The organism is Pseudosulfitobacter sp. SM2401 (genome assembly GCF_042932805.1).
Classification (GTDB): Bacteria; Pseudomonadota; Alphaproteobacteria; order Rhodobacterales; family Rhodobacteraceae; genus Ascidiaceihabitans.
This window is the reverse complement of record NZ_CP170633.1, coordinates 795,883-813,600: the sequence shown is the minus strand read 5'-3', so window position 1 is coordinate 813,600 and position 17,718 is coordinate 795,883. Positions and strand designations below refer to the sequence as shown.

Annotated in this window: 17 protein-coding genes and 2 pseudogenes; 13 read left to right on the top strand and 6 right to left on the bottom strand. The window is 58.3% G+C overall.

The window, feature by feature from the left end; genetic code table 11:
- Window positions 1-154: 154 nt before the first annotated feature.
- Window positions 155-967: an SDR family oxidoreductase gene (locus ACFIO0_RS04055; protein WP_390913831.1), complete on the bottom strand. Its 813-nt coding sequence runs from the start codon at window positions 965-967 to the stop codon at window positions 155-157.
- Here ACFIO0_RS04055 and ACFIO0_RS04050 point away from each other — a divergent pair.
- Window positions 890-2,241, top strand: a protein-coding gene (locus tag ACFIO0_RS04050) for an IS3 family transposase (RefSeq protein WP_390910864.1) whose coding sequence is annotated in 2 segments (ribosomal slippage) — window positions 890-1,226 and window positions 1,226-2,241 — 1,353 coding nt in all. Because the reading frame shifts where the segments join, the coding sequence is not laid out codon by codon here. The genes ACFIO0_RS04055 and ACFIO0_RS04050 overlap by 78 nt on opposite strands.
- A 75-nt stretch (window positions 2,242-2,316) precedes the next feature.
- Here the strand turns inward: ACFIO0_RS04050 and ACFIO0_RS04045 are convergent.
- Window positions 2,317-3,023 (bottom strand): annotated as a pseudogene (locus ACFIO0_RS04045) (helix-turn-helix domain-containing protein); the annotation flags it as partial.
- 196 nt (window positions 3,024-3,219) lie between these two features.
- Entirely contained in the window at window positions 3,220-3,828 is a 609-nt protein-coding gene (locus ACFIO0_RS04040) for a hypothetical protein (protein WP_390913829.1), read from the bottom strand.
- A gap of 539 nt (window positions 3,829-4,367) precedes the next feature.
- Between ACFIO0_RS04040 and trbB the strand changes: the two genes are divergently transcribed.
- From trbB to ACFIO0_RS03980, 12 genes and pseudogenes are all read left to right on the top strand, one after another.
- On the top strand, window positions 4,368-5,348 hold the full coding sequence (gene trbB, locus ACFIO0_RS04035) for a P-type conjugative transfer ATPase TrbB (RefSeq protein WP_390913827.1): 981 nt from the start codon (window positions 4,368-4,370) through the stop codon (window positions 5,346-5,348).
- A complete protein-coding gene (locus ACFIO0_RS04030; RefSeq protein WP_390913825.1) occupies window positions 5,348-5,680 on the top strand; it encodes a TrbC/VirB2 family protein in 333 nt (110 codons plus the stop codon). Before trbB ends, ACFIO0_RS04030 begins: the two co-directional genes overlap by 1 nt.
- Window positions 5,680-5,949, top strand: a complete 270-nt coding sequence (locus ACFIO0_RS04025; protein ID WP_390913823.1) for a VirB3 family type IV secretion system protein — start codon at window positions 5,680-5,682, stop codon at window positions 5,947-5,949. Before ACFIO0_RS04030 ends, ACFIO0_RS04025 begins: the two co-directional genes overlap by 1 nt.
- Before the next feature lie 3 nt (window positions 5,950-5,952).
- Entirely contained in the window at window positions 5,953-8,475 is a 2,523-nt protein-coding gene (gene trbE / locus ACFIO0_RS04020; protein WP_390913821.1) for a conjugal transfer protein TrbE, read from the top strand.
- Complete coding sequence (gene trbJ, locus ACFIO0_RS04015) at window positions 8,472-9,239, top strand: P-type conjugative transfer protein TrbJ (RefSeq protein WP_390913819.1); 768 nt, start codon at window positions 8,472-8,474, stop codon at window positions 9,237-9,239. The genes trbE and trbJ overlap by 4 nt, the downstream gene beginning before the upstream one ends.
- 8 nt (window positions 9,240-9,247) lie before the next feature.
- Window positions 9,248-9,517, top strand: coding sequence for a putative entry exclusion protein TrbK-alt (gene trbK-alt / locus ACFIO0_RS04010; RefSeq protein ID WP_390913817.1), 270 nt, complete (start codon window positions 9,248-9,250; stop codon window positions 9,515-9,517).
- 217 nt (window positions 9,518-9,734) lie between these two features.
- Window positions 9,735-10,226, top strand: a complete 492-nt coding sequence (locus ACFIO0_RS04005; protein ID WP_390913815.1) for a hypothetical protein — start codon at window positions 9,735-9,737, stop codon at window positions 10,224-10,226.
- Window positions 10,226-10,909 carry a conjugal transfer protein TrbF gene (gene trbF, locus ACFIO0_RS04000; protein ID WP_390913813.1) on the top strand — a complete coding sequence of 228 codons (684 nt, stop codon included), beginning with the start codon at window positions 10,226-10,228 and terminating at the stop codon, window positions 10,907-10,909. The genes ACFIO0_RS04005 and trbF overlap by 1 nt, the downstream gene beginning before the upstream one ends.
- A complete protein-coding gene (gene trbG, locus ACFIO0_RS03995) occupies window positions 10,906-11,862 on the top strand; it encodes a P-type conjugative transfer protein TrbG (protein WP_390913811.1) in 957 nt (318 codons plus the stop codon). Before trbF ends, trbG begins: the two co-directional genes overlap by 4 nt.
- A pseudogene (locus ACFIO0_RS03990) lies at window positions 11,859-13,032 on the top strand (TrbI/VirB10 family protein). Before trbG ends, ACFIO0_RS03990 begins: the two are co-directional and overlap by 4 nt.
- On the top strand, window positions 13,032-13,256 hold the full coding sequence (locus ACFIO0_RS03985; protein ID WP_390913809.1) for a DUF2274 domain-containing protein: 225 nt from the start codon (window positions 13,032-13,034) through the stop codon (window positions 13,254-13,256). Before ACFIO0_RS03990 ends, ACFIO0_RS03985 begins: the two are co-directional and overlap by 1 nt.
- Before the next feature lie 170 nt (window positions 13,257-13,426).
- On the top strand, window positions 13,427-13,711 hold the full coding sequence (locus ACFIO0_RS03980; RefSeq protein ID WP_390913807.1) for a pyocin activator PrtN family protein: 285 nt from the start codon (window positions 13,427-13,429) through the stop codon (window positions 13,709-13,711).
- Window positions 13,712-14,212: 501 nt separating this feature from the next.
- Here the strand turns inward: ACFIO0_RS03980 and ACFIO0_RS03975 are convergent.
- The 3 genes from ACFIO0_RS03975 to ACFIO0_RS03965 form a co-directional block, all read right to left on the bottom strand.
- Window positions 14,213-14,479 (bottom strand): hypothetical protein, encoded by a 267-nt coding sequence (locus ACFIO0_RS03975; RefSeq protein WP_390913805.1) that lies wholly within the window; start codon window positions 14,477-14,479, stop codon window positions 14,213-14,215.
- Window positions 14,480-14,532: 53 nt separating this feature from the next.
- Complete coding sequence (locus ACFIO0_RS03970) at window positions 14,533-15,819, bottom strand: adenylate/guanylate cyclase domain-containing protein (protein ID WP_390913803.1); 1,287 nt, start codon at window positions 15,817-15,819, stop codon at window positions 14,533-14,535.
- 230 nt (window positions 15,820-16,049) lie between these two features.
- Window positions 16,050-17,549 carry a BCCT family transporter gene (locus tag ACFIO0_RS03965; RefSeq protein ID WP_390913801.1) on the bottom strand — a complete coding sequence of 500 codons (1,500 nt, stop codon included), beginning with the start codon at window positions 17,547-17,549 and terminating at the stop codon, window positions 16,050-16,052.
- Window positions 17,550-17,718: the final 169 nt, after the last annotated feature.

The window sequence follows — 17,718 nt, the reverse complement described above, 5'->3', positions numbered from 1 at the left end:
CGGATCTCGATGATTTCGCAAAATGTGAGGTTTGGTCATCTCACAATAACAAAGCGTCGCACATCAGGGAGCGGTCATTGGCGAATTTCACTCAAAGGTCGGCTTTGTCCGACGCCGCTGTCCTTAGCGAATTGAACGCCGACGTAAGGTTATCCTACGTCGCCATGAAGCCGCCATCTACGGCAAGGACGTGTCCAACAACGAAGGATGCCGCATCCGAGGCGAGCCAGACGACCGCGTTGGCCACTTCCTCCGGCTCTCCCATACGGCGGATGGGCAGGCCTGCTGCGACGGCTTTCATGTCCATGACCTTGGATGACAACATCATGTCCGTCACGACCCGTCCGGGCGCTATCACATTGATCCGCACACCCTGTTCGGCCGCTTCCATCGCCGCCGATTTCGTAAGTGAAATGACAGCGGCCTTCGACGCGGAATAGATCGAAAAGCCCGGATTGGGGTTCTTCATTCCGCTGACCGAAGCATTCACCACAATTGCACCGCCGCGGTCTTTCATCGCCTGAATCTGGCGCCGCAGCGACAGAAAGACAGCGCGAACATTCGTGTCGAAAACGCGCGCGTAAACGTCCGGCGTCTGGTCGACCAGGGGTGCCTTGGCTTCCTGATACCCGGCGTTGTTGAAGGCAATGTCGAGCCGCCCGTATTCGTCCAGGATGCCATCGTGAAGCACCTCGATCTGGGTCGGATCGGTCAGATCCGTCTGGATGAACGCGGCGCGTCCGCCCTGCGCCTTTATTTCGTAAATCGTTGCCTCCGCCTTGTCCCTGCGCCGGGCTGCGATGTGTCTGACGTCAGCGCTTATGGGTCCAAATAGGTATATTTGATAAGAGAGAGTTGTTGGCTCATCGTAACCACTGAGGAGTGGGACATGAGACAGACAACTGGAACACGCAAAAGCCCTGGCGAGAAGATCGTCAAAGACATCAAGCGGGCCACGCGCAAGCATTATTCATCCGAAGAGAAGATCAGGATCGTCCTGGACGGTCTGCGTGGAGAAGACAGCATCGCCGAACTGTGCCGCCGTGAAGGCATATCACAGGGCATCTATTACAAATGGTCCAAGGACTTCATGGAGGCTGGCAAACGGCGGCTAGCTGGCGATACGGCACGTGCTGCAAACACAGATGAGGTTAAGGACCTGCGCCGCGAAGCCCGTGATCTGAAGGAAGTGGTGGCTGAACAGACGCTGGAACTGCGTCTTCTCAAAAAAAGCATGTTCGACGGTGGGGGCGACCCCGAATGAGATACCCTGCATCTGAGAAACTAGAGATCATCCGGTTGGTCGAAGAAAGCCACCTGTCAGCCCGCCTGACGCTCGCCAAGCTCGGTATCCCCCGCACCACATTCTACCGTTGGTATGATCGCTACCTCCAGCGTGGTGAGGCTGGGCTGCAGGACCAGTCTCCCAGGCCCAAGCACGTCTGGAACCGCATCCCTGACGACGTGCGTCGCAAGGTGGTCAAACTGGCGTTGAAGGAGACAGAGTTGTCACCGCGAGAACTGGCGGTGACGTTCACAGATACAGAAAGCTACTTTGTATCAGAGGCTTCAACGTATCGGATCTTGAAGGCGCACGATCTGATCACCAGTCCTGCCTTCATTGTGATCAAGGCCGCCAGTGAGTTCAAAGACAAAACGACGGCCATCAATCAGCTGTGGCAGACCGACTTCACCTATCTGAAGATCATCGGTTGGGGCTGGTTCTATCTCAGCACGATCCTGGACGACTACAGCCGTTACATCATCGCGTGGAAGCTTTGCACCAATATGCGGACCCGCGACGTCACTGACACGTTGGATCTGGCTTTAGCAGCGTCGGGATGTGACCAAGTTCATGTCGTCCACAAGCCGCGACTGCTCAGCGACAACGGCTCCAGCTACGTCTCGGGGGAACTGGCCGAATGGTTGCAGAATAAAGGTATGAAGCACTCGCGCGGTGCGCCGTATCATCCGCAAACCCAGGGCAAGATCGAGCGTTGGCATCAGACTTTGAAGAACCGCATCTTGCTGGAAAACTACTTCCTACCCGGTGATCTCGAAGCCCAGATTGAAGCCTTCGTCGATCACTACAATCATCGGCGCTTCCACGAGAGCCTGAGCAACGTCACACCGTCTGATGTCTACTTCGGACGGTACAAAGCCATTCTACAGCAACGAGAAAGGATCAAACATAAGACGCTCGAAACGCGACGCTTGCATCACAGACAACGCGCCGCATAATCAAACCAACCAGATGAGCCAAACTCTGTCTTAGCTTAAGCTGCCATTGGTTCCAAAAACCCTGACGACGGACACGTGCGCCTTCAAGATCCGATACGTTGAAGCCTCTGATACAAAGTAGCTTTCTGTATCTGTGAACGTCACCGCCAGTTCTCGCGGTGACAACTCTGTCTCCTTCAACGCCAGTTTGACCACCTTGCGACGCACGTCGTCAGGGATGCGGTTCCAGACGTGCTTGGGCCTGGGAGACTGGTCCTGCAGCCCAGCCTCACCACGCTGGAGGTAGCGATCATACCAACGGTAGAATGTGGTGCGGGGGATACCGAGCTTGGCGAGCGTCAGGCGGGCTGACAGGTGGCTTTCTTCGACCAACCGGATGATCTCTAGTTTCTCAGATGCAGGGTATCTCATTCGGGGTCGCCCCCACCGTCGAACATGCTTTTTTTGAGAAGACGCAGTTCCAGCGTCTGTTCAGCCACCACTTCCTTCAGATCACGGGCTTCGCGGCGCAGGTCCTTAACCTCATCTGTGTTTGCAGCACGTGCCGTATCGCCAGCTAGCCGCCGTTTGCCAGCCTCCATGAAGTCCTTGGACCATTTGTAATAGATGCCCTGTGATATGCCTTCACGGCGGCACAGTTCGGCGATGCTGTCTTCTCCACGCAGACCGTCCAGGACGATCCTGATCTTCTCTTCGGATGAATAATGCTTGCGCGTGGCCCGCTTGATGTCTTTGACGATCTTCTCGCCAGGGCTTTTGCGTGTTCCAGTTGTCTGTCTCATGTCCCACTCCTCAGTGGTTACGATGAGCCAACAACTCTCTCTTATCAAATATACCTATTTGGACCCATAAGCGCTGACGTCAGACAGGGCCATTAAAAAAATACCTCCGCTCTACGGTAACTGCGTCAAACATGTATTGGAAGTTTACGCCCAATTCTTCAAAACTATTATATGTCATACAAAACTATCTTTCTGATTATTTTTTATTTTTTCGGCAATCTAAATACCGCCAATTGTCTGCAGGTGGAGTCATTCCATTTTCGAGATTTTGCATCCAACATACTGCCGCATCGAAATCGCTAATACCGAAATCGATTGGTGGATAGTGAAGCCTAGTTCCGAATTCCTTATATCCCGGAACAGGCGTGCCTTTAATTTCTCCTACAACTTGAAAGCGTAGGCTTGCGATTAGGGCCAGAAATGTGGCCTCTTCACAAAATCGGCCACCCAAGAGCATGCCAGTGGCAGCTTCAGAAAGCCCAAGCGATGGACCATATTCTGTCATTAAGGCCGTCCGGTAAGACCAAGCCAAGAAAAATAGGGGATCCCTATCAACGCCTTCGATCTCGGCCCTTTGGCTTATATACACTGCAAGTTCGCGAGCATTTGCCATTGACCCCGTTTTCGCGTCAGGTAAGTTTTCAGATATCGATCGCGCCAATTCTATTGACTTTTTACTATTAATGAATTGCGCATCGTATGGAACGCACTCGCTTGACGTAACCGCTACTTCTTTGGCTATTGCTGCTGTACAAACGGTGTGTGTAAGTAGGCTGGCAGCAGCAATTTTTAATACTATTCTCATCTAAAATCCATCACTGCACTCTCTTGCTATCTAAGGCTGAATGCGAGAAGACGTACTGTCAACCTTAGATTTACTCTCTGTGAGAGATTTTAAGGCACCCAAAAAAGAGAGTTTTTCGGAAAACACCAAGCGTGTTGGAAATTCCAGCTAATACTTTCCATTAGGTTTTTCCTGAAACATACAGACTCAGTTTCATTATCTATTTGTGGGATTTTCGCTAAAGTGTGTCAAGTAAACGACCGTTAACCTGATACGCTGCCCTCTCTGCTAAAGCTGACCTTCATGCGAAGTGCAGCATCAGGTAGATTGGGCTCGACCCGGACCTTCGCCGCAATAGTCACGAAGGACTGCTAACCGAAACGTGCACCCTTTTATCGAGGCTATTCCCTAAATCTGCTGGGCCGCACCGCCGTTTCCCTGTCCTTCTTCGCCGGAGTGCTACTACGCCTTTTACACTGTTGCGATACCCCTAATTCCAGTTCTCTTAATCGTCCCCGATACCGGGCCGTCATGTGACGTCCCTCCAACCGAGGACGAGCATGACTGTTTTACAACAACACTCAGAGGCGATTTTACGCGGCAGTCGCATGTTGCGGACAGCGCTCGGCGCCGCGATCGCCCGATATCTTGACGATGCGCAAATCGTCGAAGTCATGCTCAATCCCGATGGACGGCTCTGGATCGACCGGCTTTCAGAGGGGCTCTGCGCCACCGATGATTGCCTCTCCGCTGCCGATGGCGAACGGATTGTCCGCCTAGTTGCCCACCATGTCGGCGCCGAGGTTCACGCCAGTAGCCCGCGCATTTGTGCCGAGTTTCCCGAGACCGGTGAGCGGTTTGAAGGGCTTTTGCCACCGGTCGTAATCGCACCGACTTTCGCCATCCGGAAACCCGCTGTCGCCGTCTTCACACTCGACGACTATGTGGCATCGGGGATCATGTCCGGCGCGCATGCGGAAACACTCCGAGCAGCGGTCGCCGAACGCCTGAATATCCTCGTCGCAGGAGGCACCTCGACGGGAAAAACAACTCTGACCAACGCACTGCTCGCCGAAGTCGCGAAGACCGAGGATCGCGTCGTCCTGATTGAAGATACTCGCGAATTGCAATGCGCCGCTCCGAACTTGGTTGCACTCCGCACCAAGGACGGTGTGGTTTCTCTTTCCGATCTCGTGCGCTCGTCATTGCGTCTGCGGCCTGACCGTATTCCCATCGGTGAGGTGCGTGGCCCAGAGGCGCTCGATCTCCTCAAGGCCTGGGGCACCGGTCATCCCGGCGGCATCGGCACGATCCATTCCGGGACCGCTCTGGGCGCTCTCCGTCGAATGGAGCAACTCATTCAGGAGGCTGTCGTCACTGTCCCGCGTGCGCTTATCGCCGAAACGATTGACCTCGTCGCCGTCTTGTCCGGGCGTGGTCGTGCACGCCGCCTCTCCGAGCTGGCGCAGGTCGAAGGCCTCGACCCGACCGGTGACTATCATCTTTCCCCCGCAACCGACACCAGCAAAGGATCTACTTGATGTTCAACAGCTTTCTACCAAGCCGCCGGGCGGTCGACGCCTTCTGCATTTCCGCCTTCGTCTCACTGACATTGGCCTCCCCCGCCCGCGCAGCAGGCTCGTCGATGCCTTGGGAGGCGCCGCTGCAGGCAGTCCTTGAATCCATCGAAGGCTCGGTCGCCAAGATCATCGCAGTGATGATCATCATCATTACCGGCCTGACCCTCGCGTTCGGCGACAGCTCGGGTGGCGCGCGGCGGCTGATCCAGATCGTCTTCGGCATCTCCATCGCCTTTGCGGCGTCGAGCTTCTTCCTGTCATTCTTCTCCTTTGGCGGCGGGGCAGTGATCTGATGCTCGATCCTGACGCCATCCCCGGCTTTGTCATCCCGGTACACCGCGCCCTGACCGAACCGATCCTGCTTGCCGGTGCGCCGCGGTCCATCGCGATCCTCAACGGCACGCTTGCCGCAGCCGTCGGGCTTGGGTTGCAACTTTGGCTGGTCGGTCTGCTGATCTGGATCGTAGGTCATCTTGCTGCCGTATGGGCCGCCAAGCGCGATCCACTCTTTGTCGATGTGGTGCGCCGTCATCTGCGCATCCCCGGCCATCTCGGAGTGTGAGCGATGATGAACCTCGCCGAATACCGCTGCAAATCTTCCCATCTGGCCGATTTCCTGCCCTGGGCGGCGCTTGTCGGCGCGGGCGTTGTCCTGAACAAGGACGGATCATTTCAGCGCACTGCACAGTTTCGTGGTCCCGATCTCGACAGCGCGGTGCCCGCCGAACTGGTCGCCGTTGCGGGTCGGATCAACAACGCGTTGCGGCGGCTCGGCTCCGGCTGGGCGGTGTTTGTCGAGGCGCAACGGGTGCCCGCGCTCTCCTATCCCGACAGCCAGTTTCCCGATGCAGCGTCGGCTTTGGTCGATGCAGAGCGCAAGGCGCAGTTCGAAGAGGAAGGCACGCATTTCGAGTCGCGGTATTTCCTGACGTTGCTGTATCTGCCGCCCGCTGAAGAAGCGGCCCGCGCCGAGCGTTTCCTCTATGAAGGACGCGATCCTGAGAGCGGAGCCAACGCGCGCGAGACGCTGGCAGGCTTTGTCGACCGGACCGACCGCGTGCTGCAACTTCTTGAGGGGTTCATGCCGGAGTGTATCTGGCTCAATGATGTCGAGACCCTGACCTACCTGCATGCAACGATCTCGACTAAAGTGCAGCACGTCCGCGTGCCAGAGGTCCCGATGCATCTCGACGCGTTGCTTGCTAACCAGCCCCTGACCGCCGGGTTGGAACCGATGCTGGGGGACGCGCATCTACGCATCCTCACGATCACCGGTTTCCCGAGCGCAACAACGCCCGGCATCCTCGATGACCTCAACCGGCTGGCCTTCCCCTATCGCTGGTCCACCCGCGCGATCATGCTCGACAAGACCGATGCCGCGCGGCTCCTCACCAAGATCCGGCGTCAATGGTTTGCCAAGCGCAAATCCATCGCGGCCATCCTCAAGGAGATCATGACCAACGAGACCTCGGCGCTCTTGGATTCCGATGCCCACAACAAAGCGATGGATGCCGACGCGGCCTTGCAGGAGCTTGGATCCGATCTGATTGGCGAAGCCTATGTCACTGCGACCGTGACGGTCTGGGACGCAGACCCACGCATCGCCAACGAGAAATTGCGGCTTGCCGAAAAAGTCATCCAAGGTCGCGACTTTACCTGCATTGCTGAGACGACCAATGCGGTCGAAGCCTGGCTGGGCTCCCTGCCCGGCCATGTCTACGCCAATGTCCGCCAACCCCCAGTCTCGACACTCAACCTCGCCCATATGATCCCGCTTTCAGCCGTCTGGGCGGGTCCCGCACAAGACGACCACTTCGCGGCCCCGGCGTTACTCTTCGGGCAGACTGAGGGCTCGACCCCGTTCCGGCTCTCCCTGCATGTCGGCGATGTTGGCCACACAATGATCGTCGGGCCGACCGGCGCGGGCAAATCAGTATTGTTGGCGCTGATGGCCTTGCAGTTCCGTCGCTACACAGGAGCCCAGGTCTTTGCCTTCGACTTCGGCGGATCGATCCGGGCTGCGGCGCTTGCCATGGGCGGTGACTGGCATGATCTCGGCGGCGCGTTGTCCGAAGATGTGTCCGACCCCGCGGCCCTGCAGCCGCTGGCCCGCATTCATGAACCCGCGACCCACAACTGGGCCGCAGACTGGATCGCCAACATCCTCACCCGCGAGGGCGTGACGGTGACGCCTGACGTGAAAGATCACCTTTGGTCCGCCCTGTCGTCGCTGGCCTCCGCGCCGGTGGGTGAACGCACCCTGACGGGCCTGTCGGTGCTGTTGCAGTCCCAAGACCTCAAACGCGCTTTGCAGCCCTATTGCATCAGTGGCGCTTTCGGCCATTTGCTCGACGCCGAAGACGAGCAACTCGGTACGGCCACCATCCAGGCCTTCGAGACCGAAGGTCTGATCGGCACTGGTGCGGCCCCTGCCGTGCTGGCCTATCTCTTCCACCGCATCGAAGCCCGGCTCGACGGCTCGCCAACGCTGCTGATCATCGACGAAGGCTGGCTGGCGCTGGATGACACAGGTTTCGCGGGACAGTTGCGCGAATGGTTAAAAACCCTGCGTAAGAAGAATGCCAGCGTCGTCTTCGCCACCCAGTCATTGGCGGACATTGACGGTTCAGCCATCGCGCCTGCGATCATCGAAAGTTGCCCGACCCGACTGTTCCTGCCAAACGAACGCGCCCTTGAGCCGCAGATCGCTGATATCTACCGCCGCTTCGGATTGAACGACCGGCAGATCGACATCCTCGCCCGAGCCACACCAAAACGCGACTACTACTGCCAATCCCGGCGGGGCAACCGGCTCTTCGACCTCGGTCTGGGCGAGATTGCCCTCGCCTTTACCGCAACCTCGTCCAAATCCGATCAAACCGCGATCACCCGCATTCTCGCCGAATACGGGCGCGAGGGTTTCGTCTCGGGCTGGTTAAGCGAACGCGGTGTCGATTGGGCCGTCGATCTGCTTCCCAACCTGACCAATCTGGTCCCCATGCCACCAGCTTCGGACATCGAAGAAAAAAACCCCAAAGTTCCATCGACAAGTCCCACTCCCCTCACCCAAAAGGAGACTTCCTCATGACTGCCAAACACCTCACAATCCGCCTTGCAACAGCGCTTCTCCTCGCCGTTCCCGTGACAGCAACACTCACCGCCCTCCCTGCCCATGCGTTTTTTGGCGGCTTCGGGCGGATCGTCTACGATCCGCAGAACCACGCCGAGAATATCGTTTCCGCCGCCCGCGCGCTCGAACAGATCAACAACCAGATCACCTCGCTGCAGAACGAGGCGCAGATGCTGATCAATCAGGCACGCAACCTCACCAGCCTGCCCTATTCGGCACTGCAAGATTTGCAGCAATCGGTCCAGCGCACGCAACAGCTTCTGGGCGAGGCGCAGCGCATAGCCTATGACGTGCAGGCAATCGATCAGGCCTTTCAGACCGACTACGGCCCTGCCTCGCTGACGGCCACCGATCAGGCCTTGATCGATGGTGCTCGCGAGCGGTGGCAGACGACCGTCGGCGGCCTGCAGGACGCAATGCGGGTGCAGGCGGGGGTCATCGGCAATCTCGACACCAACCGCGCACAGATGTCCGCGCTGATCGGTGAAAGCCAGGGTGCGACCGGGGCCTTGCAGGCGACACAGGCAGGGAACCAACTGCTCGCCCTGCAATCGCAGCAAATCTCGGACCTGACAGCGCTGATGGCTGCGCAAGGCCGAGCCCAGAACCTGGAAGCGGCACAAATGGCGGCGGCACAGGAGCAGGCCCGTGAGCAGCGGCGGCGGTTTCTGGAACCTGGCACCGGCTATCAGCCGGGCAATGCCCAGATGTTCCAGAACTGAGGCAAGAGATGAAGGGCGCATTCCTCCTCCGGCTAGGCGTAGGTGTCGTGGCCTTCATGGCTGTCCTCGGCGCATTACTGGAGATCGCTCGCGAGGATGACATTGATGTCTGGTCCAGCCCCGAACTGCCCGAGGTGAATGAGCCGCTGCAGGCAGCGCTGCAGCGCTGCCGGGACCTTGGAAACGCCGCTTTGAATGATCAAGACTGCGCCGCCACCTGGACCGAGACCCGCCGCCGTTTCCTGACCCCGGCCCCATCCTCAGACCCGGAGGAGTGAGCCAATGGGTGGCACAGGCGTCATCGACCGCTTCCTTGAAGTCTTCACCAGCTATATTGACAGTGGGTTCGGCCTGTTGGGTGGCGATCAGCCCAATATCGAAGAGGCCATGGCCATCGTGCTGGCCGCCCTTTCCCTTCTTGGCCTCGGCATCTTCGGTCCCGGCATCGCCAACGGGCTGATCTCCGGCGGACCGCAACTCAGCATGGGCGCAGCCGTGGGCACCGGGCTCGTCGCCGGAGGTGTCACCGCCGTCGGCATGGCCGGAACGGGTATGGCCGCAGGCGCTGCAGGACGCGGCGTGCTCGCCGGTGCCCGCGGCGGGGCCGCAACCGTCGGTGGGGCTTCCGCAGCGTACAGCCTCGGATCCGCCGGACGAACCGGAGCCGCAGGAGTCGCCTATGGGGTCGGTGGTATCGGGCGGGCCGGTGCTGGTGTCGCCACCAGTCCCCTGCGCCAGGCCGCGTCAGCCTTCAGCGACAGCGCCCAAGGCGGGGCACGGGCAGCGGTTGCGGCCAGCGGCGGCGCTGTAACTGGCGGCGGCAGCCCCAATGCCCCGACACCTTCGTCCAGCCCGCCCGCTTGGGCCGCGCGCATGGGTCGCGCACAAACGCTCCACCATGGCGCGACCGCCGCCACCCATGCCCTGCGCTCTGGCGACAGCCCCGGCGGTGGCACCACTGTCAGCCTTTCGGAAAGGGATCCCTGATGCTCAAACGCCCCTCGCTCAATTATGGCAAGACCCCGGAACCCGAGACCCCCTATCAAAAAGCGGCACAGGTCTGGGACGACCGCATCGGATCGGCCCGCGTCCAGGCAAAGAACTGGCGGCTGATGGCCTTCGGGTCCCTGTTTCTGTCGGCCGGACTAGCCTTCGGTCTCGTCTGGCAATCCGCGCAGGGCACCGTCATCCCTTGGGTCGTCGAGGTCGACCAACTGGGCGAGGCCCACAGCGTCGCCCCCGCCAGTGCCGACTACGAGGTGAGTGATCCACAGATCGCCTATCACCTCGCGCAGTTCATCGAACGGGTCCGCGCCATCCCGGCCGATCCTATCGTTGTGCGTCAGAACTGGCTGCGCGCCTATGAGTTCACCACCGATCGCGGCGCGATGGCACTGAATGATCATGCCCGGTCCAACGATCCCTTCGCTCAGGTCGGCGAGGTCCAGATCTCGGTCGATGTCTCTAGCGTCATTCGCGCCTCACCAGACAGTTTCCGTATCGCCTGGACAGAGCGGCGCTATCAGGACGGCAGCCTCGCCGCGACCGAGCGCTGGACAGCGATCCTGACCATTTCGATCCAGCCACCGCGCAGCGCCGAACGACTCCGGCAAAACCCCCTCGGCATCTATGTCCACGCCATCAACTGGTCCCGGGAGCTTCAGCAATGAGACGCGTAAACACTACTATCCCTATCACACTGACTGCGTGCCTCCTGCTGAGCGCCTGTGCAAGCTACACCCCGCCCGAAATCGACTATGACAATGATGTCCCCGCCTTGCCCGCGCCTCCGCCACCCGTGGTCGAAGAACCGCTGCGAGCGATCCACACGCCGCCGCCCTGGACCCCGTCGCGCGGCGGCGACGCGGATGCCGCCACCGCAGAGGCCCGCGTCATCAATGCCAATGCGGCGGCCCGGGTAGAGCCTCGCCGCGAGGGCTACTACAATGCGATCCAGGTCTTCCCCTACAGCGAAGGCGCGCTCTACCAGATCTATGCCGCTCCAGGTCAGATCACCAACATCGCGCTCGAACCCGGCGAGCAATTGACTGGCGCGGGGCCGATTGCAGCCGGAGACACAACGCGCTGGATCATCGGGGACACCGAAAGCGGCAACGGGCGCGCCGCCCGTGTGCACATCCTCATCAAACCGACCCGGCCCGACATCTCCACTAATCTTGTCATCAACACGGACCGGCGGACGTATCTGCTGGAATTGCGTGCCAATGAGACTTCCTACATGGCTTCTGTCGCCTGGTCATATCCGCCGGGGCGCGTCCAACCCCGCTCACCGGCAATCCAGCAGCCCGCAATCCCGCCTGCCAGCCATCGTAACTATCGCTATGGGCTGCAAGTTGAAGAGAACACGCCACCTTGGCGGCCGGACGGCGTGTTCGACGACGGCCGTCGCGTCTTTGTCGTCTTCCCGCGTGGCATCGTGCAGGGCGAGATGCCGCCCCTCTTCGTGCTCGGGGCCGATGGGAGCGCGGAATTGGTAAACACCCGCGTCTTCCGCAACGTCCTGATCGTGGATCGGCTCTTTGCTGCCGCTGAATTGCGCCTTGGAGGTGACGATCAACAGGTGGTCAGGATCGTGCGCACCGATGGCAGGCCGCGCCCATGACCACGTCAGCCGCAGACTCCAGAGTGTCGCCCGCGGCCAACCCAAGTGATCCGTTCCGGCTACGGCCCGATCCGCCCCGCGTCGTGCGCCTCTCCCGCAAGGTCCTCGGCGGCCTCGCCGTCATAACGGCTATTGGCATCGGCGGCGCACTAATCTTCGCATTGCAGGATCGCCCGGTCCGAGATCGCCCCGGTGAGCTTTTCACCACGGAAAACCGCCCCACCGCCGACGAGTTGCGCCGCCTGCCTTCAGATTACAGCGGCATCCCGCAACTTGGACCCGCGCTGCCTGGAGACCTCGGACGCCCGATCCTGCGCACACAGGACGCGGGTCAACCCGTCCCTGCTTCGCCCATGCCAGGTCCTGACCCAGCCGAGCAGCGTCGGGTCGCGGAAGAGGAAGCCGCCCGCACAAGTGAAGTGTTCTTTGCAACACAATCACCGACCGCTCCATCGGGTTTCGCTGCACCCAGTACCGCGCCTGCGAGCAGCTTCCCGGCCCCGCAACCCGACGGCAGAGCACAGACAGATCAAGGCCGCCAACTCGCCTTCCTCAATGCCCCTGTCGACCGTCGCATCGTTGCCCCGGATCGTGTCACGCCGCCCGCCTCGCCTTACGTCCTTCAGGCCGGGTCCATCATTCCCGCCGCCCTCGTCACTGGCATTCGCTCTGACTTGCCGGGCCTGATCGGCTCAAGTGACCCAGAACGTCTATGACAGCCCTTCGGGGCGCTATCTCCTGCTGCCGCAAGGGTCTCGCCTCATCGGCGAATATGACAATGGCGTCGGTTTCGGCCAACGCCGCATCCTGCTCGTCTGGACCCGGATCATCCTGCCCGATGGCCATTCCATTGTTCTGGAACGGCAACCTGGAGCGGATATCACAGGCTATGCAGGTCTCGAGGACGGTGTCGATCACCATTGGGGCGGTGTATTGAGGGCGGCGCTTCTTTCTACAGTGCTCAACATCGGTGCCGAACTGGGGACTGATGATGACGATCCCATCGCCACTGCCATCCGCGACGGCGCACAAGACACCATCGGTGATGCAGGCCGCGAGATCGTGCGTCGTCAGATTGATATTCCGCCAACCTTAACAATTCGGCCGGGATTTCCGGTGCGCGTGATTGTGACCCGTGATCTGATCCTTGAACCACAGGGAGGACACTGATGACCAAATTGAAACTGGACGCGTTGCCGGACGACAAACCGGTGAAAGTGACAGTGGCATTGCCAGCTCAAGTCCACCGCGACCTTGTCGCCTACGCGAAAGTTCTGGAACGACAAAACGGCCAGACGGTTGCAGAACCGGCAAAACTAATCGCGCCGATGGTCGAACGCTTCATGGCAACGGATCGCGGCTTCGCAAAGCTACGACGAGAAGTACCGAAGTAGCGCAACTCGGCTAATGAGGGATAGGTCCACGCAGCCGTGGCAAGTTATTCTACGACGCCACACCTCGCTAAGGTGACCTATCCTCGACGAAACAACCACATAGCCGCCGAAGTCCACCGCCTGCTCCCGTTGATTTGCGCCTGATTCCGGCCGATTTTGATACAGATTCCATGATCTGCGAGGCCGCTATGAACACATTTTTCCTTTTGATGGCGCAATATGACGCCCGCGCAATTGTGCCTGCAGAAACCGTCTGCCGAGATTACTTTTCGCATCTGACGCTCGCTAAATTTCTACGGAAAATTGGTTCTGGCGACATCGATCTGCCGCTGACACGCTCGGAAAGAAGCCAAAAGAGTGCGCGCGGCGTCCACATTCAAGACCTTGCGGAATATCTGGACAGGCGGCGAGCGGTGGCTTTGTCAGAAGCCCGCGCCTTTCAGGAAAGAGCCTAAAGTCGAAACCTGAGGCGAACTCAAATACTTCGTGAATTGTCCGATCAACACCACCGACGTCCAAATTCCTTTACCAACATCGCTGGGGGAGCGACGGCATATTGAAATGCGCGCATCTCCTCGGTGATACGACCCCCTAGGATAGCGGCCATTGATCCAACTTGCGGCGAATAACTAGAAAGAGCCCACACCGGACCTGTTGATTTTTTGCTGCGTGTGCGCGCAGCGTGAAAACTGCTGTAATAGCGTAGATATCTGCGCCGCTGTGCGGTAGGAAAACCGGACATTCATGCGAACCGCAGCGCGAACGAAAGAGCTATGCCCAAAAGTTGGTGACGGTTTGATCAGGCGGCGTTTTGAAGTTTCTTGATCCCTTCCTTGAATTAATCCCTTCAATTATCTCAGGCATTCAGTTGGCCCCAGCGAGCTTGCGCCATTCGTCTTATACTTAGATCATCAGCTCAAGCGCCATGGCGTGGCCGGTTTTGCGGCTGAGGCAAGTTACGCAGTTGCGACTTGGTGACACTGAAGGTCAATGACCTTCTCAGCTATGACCGAATTCGCGAAAGAGTGTCCGTCGTTCAAAACAAAACCATCAAGCCGATGCAGTTTGAACTGGCTAAAAACACGCGAGAAACTGTGATCAACTGGATCAATTTCCCGGAAATGATCGGATGCCAGTTCATGTTTCCCAGCCCTTTCCATGATCGTCCGCACGAAACCATACGTTTGAAGTGCATTGATCCAATTTCTGAGTAACAGGTTCATGCTCAGAGGTCTTGCCGATGATGGTGCTGTGTCCGTCTTGTGCAGTTCGAAGCCTATTGACCAGCGGCCCTGGGAGTTAACAATTCTATCGGTTGGCTGGCACCTCGGAGCGGCTGATTGCCAAGTGTTTGCCAGCCATCGGCCGATCCGCATGCTGTGAGAACTGGCTGTGACACCACAAATTCTAGGTCCTTACTTTTGGCAAAGGCTTCAATCCGCGACGCTTCATTGACCGTCCCGCCGACGACAGAGAACTCCAGCCGACGCATGTCACCAATCGCGCCTGCGATCACTTGGCCAGAATGCACGGCGATGACGATACGTACGTCCTCGCGACCCTCGGCTAACCGTCTGCCGCTCCACTCATTTACTGCTTTCAAAAGCGTCTGGGCGAAATTAACAGCATCCCGGCACCCCTGCGACAGATCGCTGTGCAGGCCGAAGATGATCAGCGCGCCATCGCCGATGAACTTGTCAATGATGCAATCCATATCAGCGGTGCAATCGGTCACAATTGACCTGAATTCAGTCAGAAGGCTGCTGGTGTCTCTTGCACCAAGGGCCTCTGACATGCGCGTGAACCCACGAATGTCGACGAAGACGATGGCAAGAGGCAAAGAGCGGCCTTTTTGTAACTCTGCAAGAGCAGCATCGCTCAGATCGTGCCCCAATTCTGTCGGAAGAAACCGGGTGGTGTTTCGCTGGATTTCGGTTTGGCGTGCGACTTCAAACAGACGCCGTCGCGCACGCCACACTGCGAAGACAGCCAGACCGGCAATCAGCGCATAAAGGACCACCCGTGCTGTATTCGTGATCGGCGTGAAGGCAGTCTGCAGGTAACGAATGTTTGCGCCCGGAAGGGTTTCGACAGGCTGCAAAAACACCAGGAACGCAATCATCAAGACCATGGACAGCGACAAGGCTATCTGCAGGCGTACGCGATATCGGAACATCTGAAAAATAAAGACAACACAAACCAGCAATGCCACCGGTGTCGACAGCGCTAGCATTGAACTGGCTCCGCTAATTGCGAACGTAAGGTAGAGGTTCAGGGAGACCAAGCTAACGTCGGTGAGCCCGAATCCCCAGGCCATCCATGAGCGATAGATCCCTCGGCGCACGACAAACACTGCCAAGCAGCCAATGGCAAATGTCGCCAGGATGACAAGGGCGGCGAGCGTGAGCGTGGTCCGGGCGCTCCCCGGTGGGTTGTCTCCCACCAAGGCCAGACCAATCGCGGTCATCCCCAGGATCAGAGCAATGGCGATCCTCACCCATCCGATGACCTCTTCGGCGTTGGCATCCGCTCTTTCGATCAGGTTTTCAGCATAGGATCGCACGGCTGTTCCTTGTTATTCCAAACCCGCGATCCGTCACGCAAAGATCAGGCAGGCAAAAGTAGCTGACACAAGCTCTAGCACTCCTCGGCATGCGCGATCCATTGTCGGATGATATAACATCTGTCGTCGACCCGCCACTAGGCCGGGGTGCAGGTTATCTGCGGATTAACAGCCAGATCATCGCCCCGATGAAGGCAAAGGTCGAGAGATTCAGTGTCGTATCAACCGTTTCACCGATCAGCATTGGTCACCTCCTGACGCAAGCCCCGTACCAGACAGACACAAAGCAATACGCAAACAAACACGAAAGGGAGAGCACCGATTGCAATCAGCTTTTTTATGGCATCGATTGATCCCGCCAAGATCATTGCTGCGCCTAGCACGCCTAAGAGCGCGCCCCAGATTAATCTGATGCGCGGGCTGGGATTGGGGTCACCCCCTGTTGAAAAAGTCCCCAACACAAAGGCGGCGCTTACAACACTTGTGACGATGAACAAGAACGCAGCGACAATTGTCGCCGCCGTGGTCAACGTCGGCAGTGGAAGGCGTTCCAGCAGTGCGAAGGTGACGCGTTCCACATTGGTTCCGGTGAGTGCCAGTAGATCGCCGCTGCCAAGTAGGGCGTCAAACAGTCCGATGCCACCAAATGCGCCAAACCAGATCACGGAAAAGACGGTTGGGCCGATCAGAACACCCAAGACGAATTCACGGATTGTACGGCCTTTGGATATGCGCGCGATGAAGACACCGACGAATGGCCCCCAAGCAATCCACCAGACCATATAGGTGAGGGTCCAGTCCTGGAACCATGCCCCCAGATCATCGCCAAAGAATGTCAGGGTTTGGAAGCCACGCGGGATAGCCGCGAAGACATAGTCGCCAAAGCTGTTCACAATGGAGTTGAGAAGGAACTCTGTTGGTCCAAGGATCACCGTATAGAGCACCAATGCGATTGCGATGATCATCGCGGTGTTGGACAGTCGAGCCATGCCAGCACCCAGATCGACCATGAGCGGGGGCAAGTAAGCGGCGACCATGGTAGCAAAGACAATCGCGATTAAAGTGCCGCTGGCCTGTTCTCCGCCCATCATGATGTCCACACCATCGGCGACTTGAAAAACACCCATCGCGATGGATCCGCCAACACCAATGGCAATTGCCACAATGGCCATGAAGTCGGACAGCCATCCGACAATTTTGGCCCAAGTCTCATCAGGAAACAGCGTCTCAATCGGCCCGCTGACCAACATCGGTGCGCCGCGCCGGAAGGTGAAATATGCGATTGCAAGGGCGGTGGCACCATAGATGCCCCACGCGTGTATGCCCCAGTGAAAATTGGTGGCGAGCAAGGATTGCTGTGCCGCTATCGGTGGAGGCATGATTTCTTGCGCAAATGCGAAGTGTGTCAAAGGTTCTGCCACAGCCCAAAACAACAAACCCACGCCCATGCCCGCCGCGAACAACATTGCGATCCAAGACGGTGTTGAAAACTCGGGACGATCATCATCTGCACCCAGCCGAATGTTGCCACAAGGCGAGAAGGCCAGCCAAATGCACATGAAGAGCATTGCGGAGACGGAGAGCATGACAAACCAGCCACGGCTTTCAAAATAGCGATCCACAACCAATGACGACTGGGTTACCAGACCATCTGGGTCGACCACTCCCCATCCTGCGACGACCGAAATCGTCAGGAGAGACGCAAACAGAAGGGTTTGGGACCGGCTCATCGTTGAGGGTTCGGCGAGTTAGGCATGAGCATTTGAAGCGTCCCTTGATATGACTAAATGCCAACGTGGCTTCCTTCTGTCAGACCAGATTTGGCTCATTCAAGCAAATGCTATCCGATGGCAAAGAGTAGGTATTTAGCGGTTTAGCTTCGCAACGAGGCCGGTGAAT